The organism is Sphingobium sp. TomTYG75, assembly GCF_054771635.1.
This window is the reverse complement of sequence record NZ_BSRE01000001.1, coordinates 1,729,511-1,748,056: the sequence shown is the minus strand read 5'-3', so window position 1 is coordinate 1,748,056 and position 18,546 is coordinate 1,729,511. Positions and strand designations below refer to the sequence as shown.

Below are 18,546 nucleotides of genomic sequence, written 5' to 3'. Positions count from 1 at the left end.
ATGAACCGGATGCGCTGGCTGGTGACGGGGCTGTGCGTCGTGGGTGCCACGGGCGCGCTCTGGAGCTTCAATTGGTTTGCCGGGCGGCTTTATCCAAATGCCAATGCAGGCTCCCTCGCCTACAAGCCCGCCGACGACATGCCGCCGCGCGTGGACATGGCGTCGGTGCAGCGGGACTGGCCATCCAGCCTTGGCGACCCGGGCGAGGGCAACCGGCTGATCGCCTATCACCGGGATATGCGCGGCAAGTCGCCCGCGCCATCCTCTGCCGCCGCCGCTACCCCTGCGGCGGCGCCAGTCGACCTTGGCACATTGCTCGCCAGCGCGGATGCGAATGCTGGCAAGGCGAAGACGCAGCTTTGCGCCAGTTGCCACGACTTTGGCCAGGGAGGACCAAACCGCATCGGGCCTAATCTGTGGGGCGTGGTAGGGCGGCCGGTCGCCAGCCATGCGGGCTTTGCCTATTCCCCTGCGATGAAAGCGCATGGGGGCAGTTGGACCTACGACCAGCTATTCGCGTTCCTCGTCTCGCCAATGCGGGATGTGCCGGGAACGAAGATGAGCTTTGCAGGGCTTCGCCGTCCGGAAGATCGGGCGGCTGTCATCAAATATCTGGCGACGTTGGGAGGCGGAGCGCCACCCTTGCCGAAACCGGCCGCCCAAGCCGGTCAATGACCTGTCCGACACCCGCTCCCGAAAAGTGGAGCAGGTGTCGTCAGCGCAACCTCAGCGCACGACCGCGCGCGTGTAGAGATGCCAAGTCGAATATCCCAGCAGCGGCAGCACGACGGCCAGTCCGACGAGCCCCGGCAATGCGCCCAGGATCAGTAGCCCCACCACGATCAGCCCCCAGGCTGCTACGGTCACGGGACTGGCCCGAGCCACCCGAACCGAAGTCCGCAGCGCGTTGCCCCAACTGACCTTTTTATCGATGATCATCGGGAAGGACACGACGCTGACCGCCAGCGTGATGATGGCAAAACACAGGCCGACAAGATTGCCGACGATGATCATCTGCCAACCTTCGGCGGTTCCGAACACCGCATTCACAAAGGCTCCTAAGGATGAGACGACTTCAGGTCCGAACCTGCCGACGGTCGAATTATAGATGAACCAGGCGGCGGCCAGCCATCCCAGGAACAGCAAAGCCGTAATGCTGGTCAGATCGAACAGCGAAGGCGCTGACGGCCCCCGGACCACGTCCAGGAAATGGCGCCAGCGGGAATCCAGTCCATGTTCCCGGCGCCGGGCGAGTTCATAAAAGCCGCTGGCCAAGGCTGGGCTGAACAGGACGGAGCCCGCGAGCAGCGGAAACAGCAGCGGCAGGATCGACACGCGGCTCGCGATCAGAATGGCGAACAGCACGACAACCGGATAGATCAGCCCAATGAACACCAGATCGCCGCGCTTGGCCTGAAAATCTTCCCAGCCCTGTCGCAGCGAGATACGCAGATCATCAAAGCCGATCTTGCGGATTTCATAATCGTCCCGATTGGAAGCCAGATCAGCTGGATGCGTAATCGCCATGGTCGCTCTCCCTTCGCGAAGTCACCATGACGGACGCTCAACCTTCAATCCTCAGTCGGGACCGGTGACGGGGGCAGCCTTTTGACCTGCGCAGCGCATCGTCTCGGCATGAGGGACGCCTCATGGCCAACCCCGGCAGACTACACCAAAGCGTAATGGAGCGGAACCAAAAAGCAGCCTATCCTTGCCCTGGGAGCCGTCCTGACGAGCCTTCAGTGATCGCTTTTATCGATCATCATGACCAATCTTAATCGCTTCCTTAGCTAGCAGGCCGGGTTTAGCCTGCCCTCTGTACTCAAAAGGAGCCGAAATCATGGACGCGAAAACTGGTGAAAGCCCGCTGGGCTGCCCGATGAAGGAGCCAGCCGCGCTGCGGTCACTGCTCGGACGCACCAACCGCGACTGGTGGCCCAATCAATTGTCCCTCGAAATCCTCCACCAAGATGGCGCACATGCCAATCCGATGGGCGAGTCCTTCGACTATGCGAAGGAATTCGCATCGCTCGACCTGGAAGCGGTCAAGAAAGACCTGCATGCCCTGATGACCGACAGCCAGCCCTGGTGGCCCGCTGATTATGGGCACTATGGCCCCTTCTTCATCCGCATGGCCTGGCATAGCGCGGGCACGTACCGCACTGGCGACGGACGCGGCGGCGCTTCCTCGGGCGGGCAGCGTTTCGCGCCGCTCAACAGCTGGCCCGACAATGCCAATCTGGACAAGGCACGCCGCCTGCTCTGGCCGATCAAGCAGAAATATGGCCGTAAGCTGTCTTGGGCCGACCTGATGATCCTGACCGGCAACGTCGCCATTGAGTCGATGGGCGGTCCCGTCTTCGGCTTCGGCGGCGGGCGCGAGGATGTGTGGGAACCGGAGAAGGATATCTACTGGGGCACGGAAGAACAGTGGGTCGGCAATCCCGACAACCAGACCCGCATCCAGCCCGACAAGGAAATGGCGCTGGAAAATCCCCTCGCGGCGATCCAGATGGGCCTCATCTACGTCAATCCGGAAGGGCCGGGCGGCAATCCCGATCCGCTCCAATCTGCGCGCGACATCCGCGAAACCTTTGCGCGCATGGGCATGAATGACGAAGAAACGCTGGCGCTGACCGCTGGCGGCCACACCTTCGGCAAGGCGCATGGCGCGGGCGACGCTTCGAAGATCGGGGCTGAACCCGAAGGCGCGGACATCGCGCAGCAGGGGCTCGGCTGGCAGAGCGGGCATGAAAGCGGCATGGGCGATCATACGATCACGAGCGGCATCGAGGGCGCATGGACGCCAACCCCGATCCAGTGGGACATGAGCTTCTTCCACATGCTGCTCGATTATGATTATGAGCTGGTGAAGAGCCCGGCGGGCGCGCATCAGTGGCAGCCCATCAACCAGAAGCCGGAAGACATGGCGCCCGGCGCACACAGCCCCGACAGGCGGCTGCCGACGATGATGACCACGGCGGACATGGCGTTCCGGGAGGACCCCGAATATCGCAAGATCGCCGAACGCTTCCGCAATGATCCGGACGCTTTCGCCGATGCCTTCTCGCGCGCCTGGTTCAAGCTGTGCCATCGCGACATGGGACCAAAGAGCCGCTATCTGGGAAGCGATGTCCCCGCCGAAGACCTGATCTGGCAGGATCCGATCCCGGCTGCGGACTATGCCCCGATCGAGCAGGCGGACATTGCAGCGCTGAAGCAGGAGATCGCGTCGTCCGGGCTGACCGTATCGGAACTGGTGCAGACGGCATGGGCGTCGGCATCCACTTTCCGGGGATCGGACAAGCGAGGCGGCGCCAATGGCGGACGCATCCGCCTAGCGCCGCAAAAGGATTGGGAGGTGAACCAGCCCCATCAGCTGGCCCGCGTGCTGGGTGTGCTGGAAGGTATCAAGGCTAGGTTCGATGGCACAGCTTCCGGTGGCAAGAAGGTCAGCATCGCCGACCTCATCGTTTTGGGTGGCTCTGTCGGCATCGAAAAGGCGGCGAAGGATGCGGGGCATGACGTGACCGTGCCCTTCACGCCGGGCCGGACCGACGCATCGCAGGAGCAGACCGATGTCGAAGGCTTCGCCGTGCTGGAACCGAAGGTGGACGGGTTCCGCAACTATCTGCCAGTCAGCTATCGCGTGCCGGTGGAGGAACTGCTGATCGACCGTGCCAACCTGCTGAGGCTCAGCGCGCCTCAGATGACGGTGCTGGTCGGTGGATTGCGGGTGCTGGGCGTCAATCATGGCGGATCGCAGCACGGCGTCTTCACCGACCGGCCGGGACAGCTTACCAACGACTTCTTCGTCAACCTGCTCGACATGGGTACGGCGTGGAAGGCGGAAAGCGACAAGGGCGACGTGTTCGTCGGCAGCTGCCGCAGCTCTGGCGAACCGAAGTGGACCGGCACGCGGGTTGATCTGGTCTTTGGATCGAACTCACAGCTTCGCGCGCTGTCGGAAGTCTATGCGTCGGCCGATGCAGGGCGCAAGTTCGTCGATGACTTCGTCGCGGCATGGGTCAAGGTGATGGACGCCGACCGGTTCGACTGAAACGATCGGTACTAACCGCCACCGCCTGAACACAAGGCCGCCGCAGCTTTCATGAGGAAGCTGCGGCGGCCAATTTCATCTAACCTCAGTGAAGGTCGCGGCGGCCATAATCCGTGTCGCCAAAGCGGCTGGGCCGCGTCATGTGGGACATGCCGTCAGGTTCGCCAGGTTCGTGCACCAGTTCTTCGAAGAGAGCGCGATAATGGATCATCGCCTGACGCAGATCCTCGGTATCGGCTTCTCCGCGGGCGTGACGTATGGCGATGTCATGGGCCGAGCGATAATTCTGCACGACTTCCGGGTGATAAACGGACAAGTCGGCTGAACGCCTGTCGAAATCGACGATGGGATAGCCGCGCGCCTCCATTACTTCGGTCAGCAGCACGTCAGCGCGCGACACCGCACCTTGAGGATCATCAACGAACTGGTTCTGGACCTTCATCCAGCCATCGGTGAACATGTCGGTTTGCTGCGGGGAAAGGCGGCGCAGCGAAAAGCTGGCCACGCGCTTTTCCCGTTCCTGCAATTCTGCTTCCGCCTTGCGGGAGCTGCCCGCCTCCTCGACAGTGCGGTCATATTCAGACCCGAATTTCGATCGCAGATTGGCATGCTGCCGGTTGCGCATGATCAGCACGGCTAATCCGGCCAGAAGAACAAGGACGACCAGCCCAAGGCCGATCTCCAGCGGAGTGAGCGTCACCATGACATCTCCTTGGCCTGTTTTTAAGGCCGCTTATGACGCCCGCCGCCAGATGCTGTTAACCGGGGTGAATGAGCTTTGTTCCCGCAAGACGAAGACGAAGAAATGGAAGCGGAGGGAACGATGCGCCGCGCCACCGGTTGCCCTCACTCCCCTGTCAGGAGTGGCTCCCATGCATATCGAAACCCGCGAAGGTCATGTCATCCATGTGAAGGACATGGGGTCGGGCCACCCGGTGATCCTGATCCACGGCTGGCCCCTGACCGGCGACATGTGGGAATATCAAACGCTTGCGCTGCTGGAGTCGGGATATCGCGTGATCACTTACGATCGTCGCGGTTTCGGGCAATCGGGTCATCCCGCCGATGGCTATAATTACGATGTTTTCGCGGATGATCTCGCCGCCGTCATTGATAGGGTGGGCGCGGCCAAGGTCTCCCTGGTCGGATTTTCCATGGGAGGCGGCGAAATCGCCCGATACCTGTCGCGCCATGGTTCGGCGAAGGTGGACCGGGTAGCGCTGATCAGCTCTGTCGTGCCGTATCTTCTGAAAGATGACAGCAATCCCGACGGTGTCGATGAATCGGCACTGGACCAGATGCAGGCGCAGGTGCGCGAAGACCGTTTCGCTTTCCTGCAGAGCTTCGCCAAGACCTTCTACGGCATTGGCCTCGTTTCCAAACCCGTCAGCAGCGCGCTGCTCGATTGGACCTTCATGCTGGCGATCATGGCGAGCCCCAAGGCGACGATCGATTGCATCCACGCCTTTGGCCGAACCGATTTCCGGCCCGACCTGGGCGCGTTCACCATACCGACGCTGATCATCCACGGGACGAGCGACAAGACGGTGCCGATCGATCCGACCGGGCGAGCGGCGGCCGCTGCGATACCGGGGGCGCAGCTCATCGAATATGATGGCGAACCGCATGGCCTGTTCGCCACTGCGCCGGATCGGTTGAACGCCGATCTGCTGAGCTTCCTCGCGCAATAACTGCAGCGCGCCGTCATGCAGAAGACGAACCCGTTCAGCCTTTTCAGGAACAGCTGGCAGCTGGGGCTGGAAGTCTGGACGGTGATCGGCCTCAGGATACCCAGGCTGCTGGCAGGCAACCCAGCCGCAGCGCGCGAAGCGCATCTCATGATCGCGGAGAAGATCGAAGCGATAGGCGTGCTGCAATGGAGGGCGATGACCGGCGATCTGGGCACCAGCCCCGATGCCGCGATGCGCGGTTCCATTGCCCATTATCGCAAGGCCGTTGGCCGCAATCGACGACGTCTCGCCCGGCGGAGAAAATGACCCAGCCAAGCCTGTTCGACGCGCCCCTGATCCCCGGACTGGATTATCGCGAGGATATGCTGACCCGCGATGAGGAAGCGATGCTCATCATGAAGATGGACGCGCTGCCTCTGTCGCCGTTCCGCTTTCAAGGATGGACCGGCAAGCGGCTGACGCTATCGCTCGGGTGGACTTATGATTTTGACAATGGCCACTTCGGCCCAAGCGACCCTGTTCCGCCATGGCTTCAACCAATCAAGGCGCGCGCTGCCCGGTTTGCGGGCGTGGCAGATGCCGACCTGGTGCAGGCATTGTTGATCCGATACGATCCACGGGCGGGCATAGGCTGGCACAGGGACCGGCCGGTCTTCGAACATGTTGTCGGGATTTCATTGGGCAGTCCCACGACATTGCGCTTTCGCAGACGCACGGCGAAGGGGTTCGACCGCCTATCCGTCCCCGTTGCCGCTCGATCCATCTATCATCTGTCCGGTGAAGCCCGGCATGAATGGGAGCATAGCATCGCGGGCGTGGACGCACCCCGCTGGTCAATCACTTTCCGTTCGCTGTCCGCCAAGGGCGCTGAGATGGCGCGCGCCGGAACCACCCGGGCGGCCTTTTGATTGGACGAGTTTTTGGAAACCCTCGAACCAATCGGGTCGCGAAACGTCTTGTGAAAGCCATGAGGATCGCGACCTATAATGTGAATGGCGTGAACGGGCGCCTACCGGTGCTGCTGCGGTGGCTGGAGCAGGCTGAGCCCGACATTATATGCTTGCAGGAGTTGAAGGCTCCGCAGGAGAATTTTCCCGAGCGCGCCATCCGGGACGCGGGATATGACGCAGTTTGGCACGGGCAGAGCCGGTGGAATGGCGTCGCTATCCTGAGCCGGGTTGGCGCCATCCATGAAACCCGGCGCGGATTGCCCGGCGATCCGGATGATGTGCAGAGCCGCTATATCGAAGCGGCGGTGAACGGGATCCTGATAGCCTGCCTCTATCTTCCCAACGGCAACCCCCATCCCGGCCCCAAGTTCGACTTCAAGCTCCGCTGGTTCGATCGGCTGCACGCGCATATGGCCTCGCTCATCGACGTGGACGCGCCGGTGATCGTCGCGGGCGACTATAATGTGATGCCGACCGACCTTGACGTGTATGCGCCCGACCGGTGGCGCGACGATGCCCTGTTCGCGCCGGAGGTTCGCGCCGCCTACCAGCGCCTCCTCGATCAGGGATGGAGCGACGCGATCCGGCAGCTGCATCCCGATGATGTGATCTACAGCTTCTGGAAATATTGGCGTGGCGCCTTTGAGCGCAATGCCGGTCTACGGATCGATCATGCGCTGCTGAACCCCGTGGCCTCTGCCAAGCTGGTCAGCGCGGAGGTCGATACCCGGCCCCGCGCCTGGGAAAAGACGAGCGATCATGCCCCGGTCATCATCACGCTCGACCTGGGCGGAGCGGAGCCATGACGCAGGCCAAGGATCCCAAGGGATTAGCCCTGCCGCTGCCGATGGAGGCTCGGCTTGTGTCCGAACTGCCCAAACCGCCGGGATGGCAATATGAGCCCAAATGGGATGGCTTCCGCGCGGTCGTGGGCCGCGATGGCTCGCAGGCCGACATCCGATCCAAATCCAGCAAGTCGCTCGCGCGTTTCTTTCCGGAGATCATGGATGCACTGCTCGCAACGACCGAGCGCCGCTATGTGCTGGACGGCGAGTTGATCCTGCCACTGAACGGTGCGCTGTCCTTCGATGCGTTGCAGCAGCGGCTGCATCCGGCGGAAAGCAGGATAGCGCGCCTGTCCCGCGAAACCCCGGCGCAGCTGATGCTATTCGACTGTCTCGCGCTGGGCAGCAGCGACCTCATGCACGCGCCGTTGCGGGAACGGCGAAAGGCGCTGGAGCGCTTTCACGGGAAGAATGGGACCGAGACGCTGCTCCTGTCCCCTGCCAGCGAGCGGATAGAGGATGCCGACCGCTGGCTGGAAGGCAGCGGCGGCGCACTCGACGGGATCATCGCCAAACAACTAGACCTTCCCTATCGATCCGGGGAACGCGCGATAATGAAGATGAAGAATTATCGCAGCGCCGACTGTGTGGTTGGTGGTTTCCGCCGCACGGCTGATGGGCACGGCGCTGCATCCTTGCTGCTGGGCCTGTATGATGAGGCGGGCAAGCTCAACCATGTGGGCTTCACCTCCGGGTTCAAGGCGGATGAGCGGCCTCTTCTGTTGCAACGCCTTGAGCCGATTGCGGGAGGCTCCGGCTTCACCGGCAAGGCGCCGGGTGGGCCAAGCCGCTGGAACAAGGGCGAGGAAAGCGTCTGGGAGCCTCTAGCTCCGAAACTGGTTGTGGAAGTGATCTATGATCAGGTGACCGGCGGGCGCTTTCGCCATGGCACGCGCTTTTTGCGCTGGCGGCCCGACAAGGCGCCGCACCAATGCACATGTGATCAGTTGCAGATGGAGCTGCGCCCGGCCGAGATCGATCAATTGCTTGGCCGTTGAGTGAACTGCCAAAACCCCGGTCGACCCGCTTTTGTCCCAGTAAACGCTCTCATACTGATCCCTGTTAGGCATTTTTGAGGGAACGCCGCGCTCTCCCCCGAATTGAACAGGGGTACAATCAGGAGAGTATTTTCCGTGGCTACCCGCTTCGTCGCACCCGAGTGCGCATCGCAATTTCTTCAACAGAGTTTTCAGGAACGCCTCAGTCATTGGAACCGGCAACGTCTTGCCCCCTCCTACCCGGAGGATTGGGAAAGCCGGTTCCGTCAGGATGAAGCCATGCTGCGGTTGGAACATGGCTTCATGGAAGAGCTGCGCGCAACGGTGCGCGACCGGGCGGCAGAGGTGCCGACCGATCCCGAAGGCTTCATCCAATGGTTCGAGGCGCTGGAGCGGACTGGCCCCGGCCAGCATGACGCGCTGTTTCCCTGGCTCGCGGACCGTGCGTCGCGCGATGAAATCCGCTGGTTTCTGACGCAGGAAGCGGCGGGCGAGGCTGGCTTTGACGATCTCGTCGCCCTGACGCAGGTGAAGCTCCCCGAGTCCGCCAAGCTGGAACTTGCGCGCAACTATTGGGACGAGATGGGGCGCGGCCAGGAAAAGGGCATGCATGGCCCCATGCTGGCGCAATTGGTCACGACGTTGGAACTGACGCCGACTATCGAGACGACTGTCTGGGAAAGCCTGGCGCTGGCTAACGCGATGACCGCGATGGCGACGCAGCGCTGCTATGCCTGGCACAGCGTCGGCGCGTTGGGCGCGATCGAACTGACCGCGCCGGGCCGATCGGCGCACACCGCGCGCGCCTTGCGACGAATTGGGCTCAGCCAGTCGGAGCGACGATATTTTGATCTGCATGCGGTGCTGGACGTCAAACATAGCCGCGACTGGAACGAGCTGGCGATCAAGCCGCTGGTGGCGGAGGACCCTCGCCGAGCCGTCGCAATCGCGGAAGGCGCGTTGATGCGCCTTAGCTGTGGCGAGCGCTGCTTCAACCGCTACCGTAGCCATTTTGGCTTGGAGCAAGGATGATGGCGCGATCCAACGGCCGCATCCTGATTGTTGAGGACGACCCGCTGCTGGCTGGCATGATGGTCGATCTGCTGCTGGCGGAGGATTATGAAGTCGATGGCCCCCACGCCAGCATCAGCGACGGCATGGCCGCGCTAGCCATCCATATGCCCGATGGCGCGGTGGTAGATTTGCATCATCCCAGCCGTAGCGTGAGCCTCCTGAAGGACGATCTTGAGACCTATGCCATCCCTTTGCTGGAAGGAGAGGATAGCGAGGCGCAGGACCTTCAAGGACGCTTGCTGCCTTGGCTTCGGCATATGCGGCATTGAGGGCGCGAGGGACAAGCAACTCTTGTCCCGCGCCATATCGCGGCTATGACCCTGCATCGTGATCGAAGCAGGAGACGGCATGGGCCGCATCATCGGAAAAGTCTTTCGCGGAGCGGGCATCGGGCTACTGTTTCTCGTAATCGCCTTGTGTCTGGCGATCACGATCATCCCGCCCTTTCTCGACCGCATCTATTATGACGGGCCGGTCAGCCGCCATTATGACGGCGAGCACTTCTTCAATCCCGATGGCGAGATCGAGTTTTCCGGTCCTCCGGGGACGAACCGCCGGGGCTTTCTCCTCCGCTGGCTGACGGGGCAGGACGAGCGCCCCGAATGGCCGCTGACGGTCGCAGTAAAGCCGACGCGCCCGCCAGCCTTCGCCGCGCCGCGCGGCATGGTGGCGACATGGGTCGGCCATGCCACGGTGCTGGTGCAGGCAGCGGGGGTCAATATCCTTACCGACCCCACCTGGTCCGACTATGCGAGCCCCTTCCCACCTTTAGGACCAAAGCGGGTCGCGCAGCCGGGAATCCGGATGGATGATCTGCCGAGGATCGACCTGATCATCGTCAGCCACAATCATTATGACCATATGGACATACCCACGCTCAAGAAGCTGTGGGAACGAGATCGGCCCAAGATCATCGTCAGCCTGGGCAATGAGCGCATCCTGAAGGACAAGGGCATTCCGGCGATCGCGCTGGATTGGGGCCAATCCGTGACGGGGGCTGCCCTCAACAATCTGGGAACGCAAACCGTCATCCAGTGTGAAAATTACGAACATTGCCCAGACTATCGCGTCCATGTGCTGCGCAATCATCATTGGAGCAGCCGGTGGGGCACTGATCGCAACCGCGCATTATGGTCGAGTTTCCTCATCGAAACGCGCGCGGGCAACATCTTCTTCGCGGGCGACACGGGGGCTGGCGACATGGCATGGCCCACCGAAGCGGCGCGGTTCGGCCCGATCCGCCTCGCGATGATCCCGATCGGCGCCTTCCGCTTCTGGCCGGGGCAGATGGAGGCGGACTCCCACATCGGGCCGCAGCGCGCGGTCGAGGTGTTCGAAAAGCTCAAGGCATCGACTGCCATCCCCATCCATTGGGGCACATTCCGGCTATCTTATGAAAAATGGGACACACCGCCCCGCATGCTGGAGCTTTTCTTGAAATGCGAAGGCATAGAGCGGCGGCACTTTGCACCGTTGCAGATCGGCCAGTCCATCCAGGTGCCCGCCTATTCCGCCGTGCCGCATAGTCCAAAACGATGCGACCAACGCGCCATCCGCGCATTGCAATAGGTCAGGCGGGAGGGCCTGCTTCCAGCATCGCGCGCCAATTGTCCGCCGTCATCGCCGCCAGATATTCGGCCTGCATCTCGGCGGTCAGCATCTCCATCATCTGCCGTCCTTCGATCCACAATTCGATCACGCCGAAGGCGCCGCCACGCTTGCGATATTTGGCGGGCCAGCCTTCCCGGCGCGCGATCGCCATGATCTCTTCGCGGGACAGGGGCGTGGCCAGCGCGGCATGTGTTGCGGTGTAACGGGTTTCGCCAGTCCGCTCCCCGAAGCTATCGGCGTCGCCTTCCTCTTCGCGCAAGACGGTGTCGATCGGATAGACCTCTATGGCGGTGCCTCGGTCATCGCCAGCCATGGCGATCCAGCTGCCCGGCGTCACGGGCGGGAAATAGAGCGCCTCGCCGCGCCACATTTCAGCGATAACCTCCGCAACATGCTTTGGATCATGCGCGGCAATCGAAAGATGAAAGAGCATGTCTCGACTCTCCGACATTCTGATGGATGCCGGGCGCGACAATGGCACAGAATCCCGTCGTCAGCATTGGAGATTCCGGACAGGAGACCCTCCGCTGGCAGGCAGCGGAGGGTTTCTTAAGACAGGCTGTTCAGGCCTTGCTGCACTCTCCGGTGCGTTTGCCGGTTACGTCATGGGTGGTGCGCAATACGGGGCTACCTGCGGCGGTCTTCGTCATGGTGCTGCCCAGCGTCAGCGTATCGGCGGTGTAGTTGCCCTCCAGCACGATTTCCGATGTCGCCCCGCCTGACTTGCAGGCCAAGGTCGCGATCAACCGCCCTTTGCGCAGCAGCTTGTCCTTATAGGTGCAATCCTTGCCCTCATCCCCTGCCAGAGCATCGGCATCGGGTGTCCCCTTGGCATCGACGGCGATGCACAGCTTTTCCTCGTCAACCTGCTTCAGCGCGACCTGATATTGTTCGGGCGTGACAGTCGGCGTGTTGTAGCCCGTGGTCTTGCGGGTGATCGTCCATTCCCCCCCCTTGATCACGATGGGCGCTTCGACCGCTTCGGGTGCAGGCGCCTCATTGCCGCATCCGGCCAAGCCAAGCGTCATCGCCAGCGGCAACGCCGCGATTATCGTCTTTCGCATATCCTCTTCCCCTGTTCTCTTACGGAACGGGCAGAGGCTCGCTTGGCGCGCGGCGAAGCGCAAGAGAAAAAAGCGACGCTAGCGTTTCCTGTAGGTCGGCGCGTGGAAGTCGGGCGGCTTGGCCGCGACCCAGCCGAGAAAGCGGGCGATGCCGGGATGCGCGCGAAGGGCGGCGGGATCGCCCCGCGTTCGGGCAGGCTCCACATTGCTGAGCTGCGCATGGATGGCCCGATGACAGATTGGATGGACGGGCACCGTTTCGCGCCCGCCTCGGCTTTTCGGCACCGGATGATGCCATTCAACCCGTTTGCTTAAAGGACGCGCGCAGAGCCAGCAAAAGCCCTCCGCGCCCTCCATCATATCAGGATGCTACGCAGTCCGCGCCAATCCACTTGCCCGTGGTCTTCGCCTTCATGCTCATGTTCATGCCGTTGGGCGCGCCGCTCATCTTCATGTCCATGTGCATTTCATAGCTTTCCGGCGCGTAGTCGCCAGACATGACGGCATTCATCGTGCCATTTTCCGACTTGCAGGCGATCTCGCCCTTCACCGACCCGCCGCTGACGTCGAAGCCCTTGTATGTGCAATCCTTGTTTTCCTGGCCCGAGAACATCTTGCCGCTGGGGTTCGCCGCTTCTTCGGGAGAGACGCAATATTTGATCAAGGTGCGGCTCATCATCTTCTTCATCTGCTCTTTCATCTGATCGCCACCGCCGGGCATGTTCGGCATGTCGATATCCTCGAGCGTATAGGCGCCTTCCCACTGGCCGGGCTTCAGCTGCACCTTCTGAACTTGGGCTTTCACTTCCTCGCGCGTCTGCGGTTCGCCAGAAGGCTTGTCGCCGCAGCTGGCGAGCAACAGCGTGGCAGGAATAATGACGGCCAAGGCTTTAAGCATGATCTTCCCCCGTTGATGCCGGAATGACCCGGCCTGTCTAACCATCAGCATATCAGGACAGGCATAGAATGAAAAATGGTCCTGCGGGCTATTGAGCCAGCGCCGCAGCTTCCTGCGCGCAATCGGGCGCGGTTTCCGAGGGTTTACCGCGCAACGCGGCGACTTCCTTGCGCGCGGCGGCGAGGTCTGCGGCAAATGCGGGTTCGGCGTTGAGACGCATCACGGTGGCGGAGGCGATAACGCGTCCTTCCTCGATATCGCTCAGCCAGTGCACATTGCAAATGCGGCGGCTGTCCCCAAAGGCTCGACCGCGCGCCACCAGCCTTGCCGCGCGATCGGGCATCACTTCTGCCAGGATAAGGCCATAGCCATAGCCGATGGCGCTGTGACCCGAGGGATAGGAGCCATCACGGCGCAGAAACTTTTCCCAATCCGGCGTACAGCTTGGCTTGCCATTATCCATGAAGGGGCGCGGACGCATGTATCGCTTCTTGACGTCGGCGGTGGACATGCCGAGGTCCCCCATCGCACGGGTCAGGAGGCGCGTCAGCGCGGGTGCATGGGCCTGATCGATCAGGAAGCCCGCCGCGCAGGAAAAGGCGGTCGCCGCATGGCCGGGGCGCAGGTCGGCATCGGCCTTGGCGAAATCCCAACGTGCGCTACCCTGCATCGCGACCGCTGCGGCTGCCCCTTCCCTATCGCGCGCCTCGGCCACTGATCCTGCGGCTGGCGGTGGCGGGGAGAGCAACAGGCTGTCAGGAAGCGCGCCGCCGCCAAGATAACCGCTGCCCAGTGGGTTCTTTCCCTGCATGGCCGATGGCGGCGTCTGCGCCGAACCGGCTCCACCGGTCGTCGTCGCGCATGCCTGCAACATGGCCAGCGTGGTAAACAGGAAAATGGCCTTGCGCATCGGGTCCTCCACTATCGTCATGTGGGATGCCTGCCCCACATTGCTGTGGTGCGGGACCATGCCCATATTGCCCCGCATGTCCATTCAGATTCGCACCACGCTGGACGAGCCCGAGACCGGCGAAGGCTTCGTCCCCCACCGTCCTGCACGCCCGGAAAAGAGCGAGGGCGGCAGGCCGTTCAAGCTGGTTTCCGACTATGAACCATCGGGCGACCAGCCCACCGCCATCGCCGAACTGGTCGAACAGGCAAGGGCGGGTGAAAAGGATCAGGTGCTGTTGGGTGTCACCGGCTCTGGCAAGACCTTCACCATGGCCAAGGTGATCGAGGCGATGCAGCGGCCCGCGCTGATCCTTGCTCCCAACAAGATTCTCGCAGCGCAGCTTTACGGTGAGTTCAAGAGCTTCTTTCCGGAGAATGCGGTCGAATATTTCGTCAGCTATTACGACTATTATCAGCCCGAAGCCTATGTGGCGCGATCCGACACCTATATCGAGAAGGAGTCGAGCGTTAACGAGGCGATCGACCGGATGCGCCACTCCGCCACCCGTGCGCTGCTGGAGCGGGACGATGTGATCATCGTCGCTTCGGTATCCTGTCTCTATGGCATCGGCTCGGTCGAGACCTATTCGGCCATGACCTTTTCGATGAAGAAGGGCGGGATCGAGGATCAGCGGGAGATTATCCGCAAGCTGGTGGCGCTCCAGTACAAGCGCAACGATGCCGCCTTCGCGCGCGGCAATTTCCGGGTGAAGGGGGATAATCTGGAGATTTTCCCTTCCCACTATGAGGATACCGCCTGGCGCGTCAGCTTCTTTGGCAATGAGATCGAGGAGATTGTCGAATTCGATCCGCTGACGGGCAAGAAGATCGCGACCCTCGAATATGTGAAGGTCTTCCCCAACAGCCACCATGTCACGCCGGGGCCAACGCTGAAGCAGGCGATGGAGGCGATCCGTTTCGAACTGACCGAGCGGCTGAAAGAATTGCAGGCCGAGGGCAAGCTGCTGGAAGCGCAGCGGCTGGAGCAGCGGACCAATTTCGATCTGGAAATGATCGCCGCGACGGGCTCCTGCGCGGGGATCGAGAATTATTCCCGCTTCCTGACCGGCCGCCTGCCCGGCGAGCCGCCGCCGACCTTGTTCGAATATCTCCCGGAAAACGCGCTTCTGTTCGTGGATGAAAGCCATCAGACGGTGCCGCAGATCGGCGCGATGGCGCGGGGCGACCATAGGCGGAAGATCACGCTGGCCGAATATGGATTTCGCTTGCCGAGCTGCATCGACAACCGGCCGCTGCGCTTCAACGAGTGGGACGCGATGCGGCCGCAGACGGTGAGCGTGTCCGCGACGCCGGGGCCGTGGGAAATGGAGCAGACCGGCGGCGCCTTCTCCGAACAGGTCATTCGCCCCACCGGCCTCATCGACCCGCCGGTCGAGATCAAGCCGGTTGAGGATCAGGTGGACGACCTGATCAACGAATGCCGCAAGGTCGCGGCGCAGGGCTATCGCACCCTCGTCACCACGCTCACCAAGCGGATGGCCGAGGATTTGACCGAGTTCATGCATGAGGCGGGGATCAAGGTCCGCTACATGCACAGCGACGTAGAGACGCTGGAGCGTATCGAGTTGATCCGCGACCTGCGGCTGGGCGTCTACGACGTGCTGATCGGCATCAACCTGCTGCGCGAAGGTCTCGACATTCCGGAATGTGGCTTGGTCGCGATCCTCGACGCGGACAAGGAAGGCTTCCTGCGATCGGAAACATCGCTAATCCAGACCATTGGCCGCGCCGCGCGCAACGTGGATGGGCGTGTCATCCTCTACGCCGATCGCATCACCGGCAGCATGGAGCGCGCGCTCAACGAGACCAGCCGTCGCCGTGAAAAGCAGCAGGCGTATAATTTGGAACATGGCATCACGCCGACCACGATCAAGCGCAACATCGGCGACATCATCGCCCATGTCGCGAGCAAGGATCAGGTCACGGTCGATACCGGGCTGGACGACCGCCCACACCTCGTCGGCCATAACCTCCGCGCCTATATCGAGGATCTGGAAAAGAAGATGCGCGCGGCCGCAGCCGACCTCGAATTCGAGGAAGCAGGCCGCATCCGCGACGAAATCCGCAAGCTGGAGGCGGAGGAGCTGGGCCTGCCCGCCAACGAGCAGGTCGCGGCGCCGCGTGGGCGGGCGACCGAAGGCAAGCCGGGGACGCGCAAGCTGCGTTACGGCAAGACACAGCGGAAGTTCGGGCGCTGACGCAAGTTCAGCATGACGAAAGGTTCGGGGCCGTTTAAGCGAGCACCATGAAGAACTTGCCTCTCGCCCGCGCTATCGCCCTTGCCATGCCGCTGCTGCTGCTGGGCGGCGCCTACGCTTCGCAATATGTAGGCGGCCTGCATCCGTGCGAGATGTGCTGGTGGCAGCGTTATCCGCATATGGCGGCGATCCCGCTCGCGCTGATCGCCTACGCCGTGAAAAGGCGGCCCTGCGTCAGTGCGCTGTTCGCGGGGCTGGCCGGGCTGGCGATCGGAATCAGCGGCGGCATTGGCCTCTTTCATGCGGGGGTCGAATATGGCTGGTGGCAGGGACTGACCGCCTGCTCCACCTCTCCTACGGCGGGCAACCCGGCGGACATATTGAACCAGATCATGGCGACCCCGATCACCCGTTGCGACGTCGCCCCCTGGACACTCTTCGGCATTTCGCTCGCAGGCTTCAACGCGCTCTTGTCTGGAGCCAGCGCGCTCGCCATCTTGGCCCTGCTGATCAAGTCGAGGAAAGAGGCATGAACGCGCCCAGGGAGTTTCCCCGCCCCGGCCGGAGGGTGACGGCCGATGATCGCGCGGCGATGCTGCGCGTCGATCAGGCGGGTGAGTTCGGCGCGACGCGCATTTATGCCGGGCAGCTTGCCGTCCTTGGCGATCGCCACCCCGACGCGCGCGTCATCGCGGGCATGGCGGCGCAGGAAGAACGGCATCGCAAGATATTCGACGCAATGATCACGCGGCGCGGCGTCAGGCCGACCGCGCTTCGACCCATCTGGAACGTCGCGGGCTTTGCCCTGGGCGCAGTAACGGCCGCGATCGGCCCGCGCGCCGCCATGGCCTGCACCGCCGCGATCGAGACGGAGATCGACCGTCATTATGGCGAGCAGTTGGTGGAATTGGCGGGCGATGACCCGGAACTTGCCGCCACCATCACGGATTTTCAGGCGGAAGAAGTCGAACATCGCGAAACCGCGATCGCCCGTGGAGCAGAGCAGGCACCCGCCTATCCGCTGCTTTCGGGCGTCATTCGCCTGGGATGCCGGGCTGCAATCGCGCTGTCGAAGCGGATCTGAGGAGATAAGGACGATGATGAAGACCGCGACAGCCGCCATATTGCTGATGGCTGCGAGCGCCCTGCCCGCCATGGCGCAGCAGGCCGGACCCGCGCAGGAGCAGGCGCCCACCGCCGCCGCCGGTACGACGGGATCGGAGCGCGTCAATCTGGTCATCGTCTATGGCGAAGACGCGTGCCCGCAAAGCGCTGGCACCGACATTGTCGTTTGCGCGCGCAAGGGCGAGGAAGAACGCTACCGCATCCCCGAACCGCTGCGCGGCGATCCCAACAAGCCAAGCAATCAGGCATGGGGCGAGCGCGTACGGTCCATGGAATATGTCGGCCGCACCGGCACGGAAAGCTGCTCTGCCACTGGCCCCGGCGGTTTCACCGGCTGCTTCAACCAGTTGGCAAGGCTTGCCAAGGCGGAACGGCAGGCGGCGGACAATGCCAGCTGGAAGGACTTGGTCGAAGCCGAACGGGCACGGCGGCTTTCCACCATCGATGCTGATAGCAAGGCGATCGAGGCACGAGCCGTAGCGGAGGAAAAGGCGCAGGCCAGCCAACCGCAGCAGACCGCTCCGCAGCCGACTACACCGACGCAGCCCTGACGGTTGCTCCGGGCGCTTGGCGTCTGGGTAAGGCTGGCGGAATTGGGCACTCCGTCGGTGGGACAGGGGCGAAAAGAGGATATCACCTATGCGCTTCCCGGTTCATACCTTCCTCGCCATGGCGGCGCTTGCACCCATAGCCTTACTCGCCCCAGCCAAGGCCGAGCCGCCACAGCGCGTGTTCAACCTGATAGTCTATGGGAACGACCCCTGTCCCAAAGGCGAAGGCGACGAGATCGTCGTCTGCGCGCGCAAGCCCGAGTCCGAACGCTACCGCATCCCGAAGAAATTGCGCGAAAAGCCCGCCCCGTCCGGTGGGCCGGGCTGGGGTAGCCAAGTGGCCACGATGGAAGAGGTACAGCGCCAAAATCTGCCCGGCAGCTGCTCGGCGATCGGGAGCAACGGCTTTACCGGCTGCACCGCCAAGATGCTGGAGCAATGGTTTGCCGAACGGCGGATGCAGGAGTCCAAGGGCGAGCCTTGAGCTTTTGATCCTCGACGATCGCCCA

At 62.5% G+C, this 18,546-nt stretch carries 22 protein-coding genes; 15 read left to right on the top strand and 7 right to left on the bottom strand.

Annotation, left to right across the window (positions count from 1 at the left end; all coding sequences use genetic code 11):
- Positions 1-675 carry a c-type cytochrome gene (locus ACYU81_RS08820; protein ID WP_460987262.1) on the top strand — a complete coding sequence of 225 codons (675 nt, stop codon included), beginning with the start codon at positions 1-3 and terminating at the stop codon, positions 673-675.
- Between the two features lie 51 nt (positions 676-726).
- Here the strand turns inward: ACYU81_RS08820 and ACYU81_RS08815 are convergent, their stop codons facing one another.
- Entirely contained in the window at positions 727-1,527 is an 801-nt protein-coding gene (locus ACYU81_RS08815) for a DUF2189 domain-containing protein (protein ID WP_460987261.1), read from the bottom strand.
- Between the two features lie 313 nt (positions 1,528-1,840).
- Here ACYU81_RS08815 and katG point away from each other — a divergent pair, with 313 nt between their 5' ends.
- Complete coding sequence (katG, locus tag ACYU81_RS08810; RefSeq protein ID WP_460987260.1) at positions 1,841-4,060, top strand: catalase/peroxidase HPI; 2,220 nt, start codon at positions 1,841-1,843, stop codon at positions 4,058-4,060.
- An 85-nt stretch (positions 4,061-4,145) separates the two neighbouring features.
- Here the strand turns inward: katG and ACYU81_RS08805 are convergent, their stop codons facing one another.
- Positions 4,146-4,763: a hypothetical protein gene (locus ACYU81_RS08805; protein WP_196225163.1), complete on the bottom strand. Its 618-nt coding sequence runs from the start codon at positions 4,761-4,763 to the stop codon at positions 4,146-4,148.
- A gap of 169 nt (positions 4,764-4,932) precedes the next feature.
- Between ACYU81_RS08805 and ACYU81_RS08800 the strand changes: the two genes are divergently transcribed.
- From ACYU81_RS08800 to ACYU81_RS08765, 8 genes are all read left to right on the top strand, one after another.
- On the top strand, positions 4,933-5,751 hold the full coding sequence (locus ACYU81_RS08800; protein WP_460987259.1) for an alpha/beta fold hydrolase: 819 nt from the start codon (positions 4,933-4,935) through the stop codon (positions 5,749-5,751).
- 15 nt (positions 5,752-5,766) lie between these two features.
- Positions 5,767-6,057 (top strand): hypothetical protein, encoded by a 291-nt coding sequence (locus tag ACYU81_RS08795; protein ID WP_460987258.1) that lies wholly within the window; start codon positions 5,767-5,769, stop codon positions 6,055-6,057.
- Positions 6,054-6,659: an alpha-ketoglutarate-dependent dioxygenase AlkB gene (locus tag ACYU81_RS08790; RefSeq protein ID WP_460987257.1), complete on the top strand. Its 606-nt coding sequence runs from the start codon at positions 6,054-6,056 to the stop codon at positions 6,657-6,659. Before ACYU81_RS08795 ends, ACYU81_RS08790 begins: the two co-directional genes overlap by 4 nt.
- Positions 6,660-6,718: 59 nt before the next feature.
- Complete coding sequence (xth, locus tag ACYU81_RS08785; RefSeq protein ID WP_460987256.1) at positions 6,719-7,507, top strand: exodeoxyribonuclease III; 789 nt, start codon at positions 6,719-6,721, stop codon at positions 7,505-7,507.
- On the top strand, positions 7,504-8,544 hold the full coding sequence (locus ACYU81_RS08780; RefSeq protein WP_460987255.1) for an ATP-dependent DNA ligase: 1,041 nt from the start codon (positions 7,504-7,506) through the stop codon (positions 8,542-8,544). Before xth ends, ACYU81_RS08780 begins: the two co-directional genes overlap by 4 nt.
- 135 nt (positions 8,545-8,679) lie before the next feature.
- Positions 8,680-9,576 (top strand): iron-containing redox enzyme family protein, encoded by an 897-nt coding sequence (locus ACYU81_RS08775; RefSeq protein ID WP_460987253.1) that lies wholly within the window; start codon positions 8,680-8,682, stop codon positions 9,574-9,576.
- A complete protein-coding gene (locus tag ACYU81_RS08770; protein ID WP_460987252.1) occupies positions 9,576-9,887 on the top strand; it encodes a hypothetical protein in 312 nt (103 codons plus the stop codon). The genes ACYU81_RS08775 and ACYU81_RS08770 overlap by 1 nt, the downstream gene beginning before the upstream one ends.
- Positions 9,888-9,966: 79 nt before the next feature.
- Positions 9,967-11,187 carry an MBL fold metallo-hydrolase gene (locus ACYU81_RS08765; RefSeq protein WP_460988150.1) on the top strand — a complete coding sequence of 407 codons (1,221 nt, stop codon included), beginning with the start codon at positions 9,967-9,969 and terminating at the stop codon, positions 11,185-11,187.
- A gap of 1 nt (position 11,188) precedes the next feature.
- Here ACYU81_RS08765 and ACYU81_RS08760 read toward each other — a convergent pair whose 3' ends face one another.
- The 5 genes from ACYU81_RS08760 to ACYU81_RS08740 all read right to left on the bottom strand — a co-directional run bounded on the left by ACYU81_RS08760 (position 11,189) and on the right by ACYU81_RS08740 (position 14,122).
- Positions 11,189-11,662, bottom strand: a complete 474-nt coding sequence (locus ACYU81_RS08760) for a hypothetical protein (protein ID WP_460987251.1) — start codon at positions 11,660-11,662, stop codon at positions 11,189-11,191.
- 130 nt (positions 11,663-11,792) lie between these two features.
- Positions 11,793-12,293: a DUF3617 domain-containing protein gene (locus tag ACYU81_RS08755; RefSeq protein WP_460987249.1), complete on the bottom strand. Its 501-nt coding sequence runs from the start codon at positions 12,291-12,293 to the stop codon at positions 11,793-11,795.
- Positions 12,294-12,371: 78 nt separating this feature from the next.
- Positions 12,372-12,650 carry an HNH endonuclease gene (locus ACYU81_RS08750; protein ID WP_460988149.1) on the bottom strand — a complete coding sequence of 93 codons (279 nt, stop codon included), beginning with the start codon at positions 12,648-12,650 and terminating at the stop codon, positions 12,372-12,374.
- Between the two features lie 4 nt (positions 12,651-12,654).
- Complete coding sequence (locus ACYU81_RS08745) at positions 12,655-13,191, bottom strand: DUF3617 domain-containing protein (protein WP_460987248.1); 537 nt, start codon at positions 13,189-13,191, stop codon at positions 12,655-12,657.
- An 88-nt stretch (positions 13,192-13,279) separates the two neighbouring features.
- The gene (locus ACYU81_RS08740; protein WP_460987247.1) at positions 13,280-14,122 is read right to left on the bottom strand and encodes an acid phosphatase; all 843 of its coding nucleotides are present in this window, start codon (positions 14,120-14,122) and stop codon (positions 13,280-13,282) included.
- Positions 14,123-14,177: 55 nt separating this feature from the next.
- On the opposite strand from ACYU81_RS08740, the gene uvrB reads away from it, so the two are divergent.
- From uvrB to ACYU81_RS08715, 5 genes are all read left to right on the top strand, one after another.
- Positions 14,178-16,361 (top strand): excinuclease ABC subunit UvrB, encoded by a 2,184-nt coding sequence (gene uvrB, locus ACYU81_RS08735; RefSeq protein ID WP_449474576.1) that lies wholly within the window; start codon positions 14,178-14,180, stop codon positions 16,359-16,361.
- Between the two features lie 47 nt (positions 16,362-16,408).
- Positions 16,409-16,894 carry a disulfide bond formation protein B gene (locus ACYU81_RS08730; RefSeq protein WP_460987245.1) on the top strand — a complete coding sequence of 162 codons (486 nt, stop codon included), beginning with the start codon at positions 16,409-16,411 and terminating at the stop codon, positions 16,892-16,894.
- Positions 16,891-17,445, top strand: coding sequence for a demethoxyubiquinone hydroxylase family protein (locus ACYU81_RS08725; protein WP_460987244.1), 555 nt, complete (start codon positions 16,891-16,893; stop codon positions 17,443-17,445). The genes ACYU81_RS08730 and ACYU81_RS08725 overlap by 4 nt, the downstream gene beginning before the upstream one ends.
- Before the next feature lie 13 nt (positions 17,446-17,458).
- Positions 17,459-18,037: a hypothetical protein gene (locus tag ACYU81_RS08720; protein ID WP_460987243.1), complete on the top strand. Its 579-nt coding sequence runs from the start codon at positions 17,459-17,461 to the stop codon at positions 18,035-18,037.
- Positions 18,038-18,125: 88 nt separating this feature from the next.
- Positions 18,126-18,521: a hypothetical protein gene (locus tag ACYU81_RS08715; protein ID WP_460987242.1), complete on the top strand. Its 396-nt coding sequence runs from the start codon at positions 18,126-18,128 to the stop codon at positions 18,519-18,521.
- Positions 18,522-18,546 lie beyond the last annotated feature (25 nt).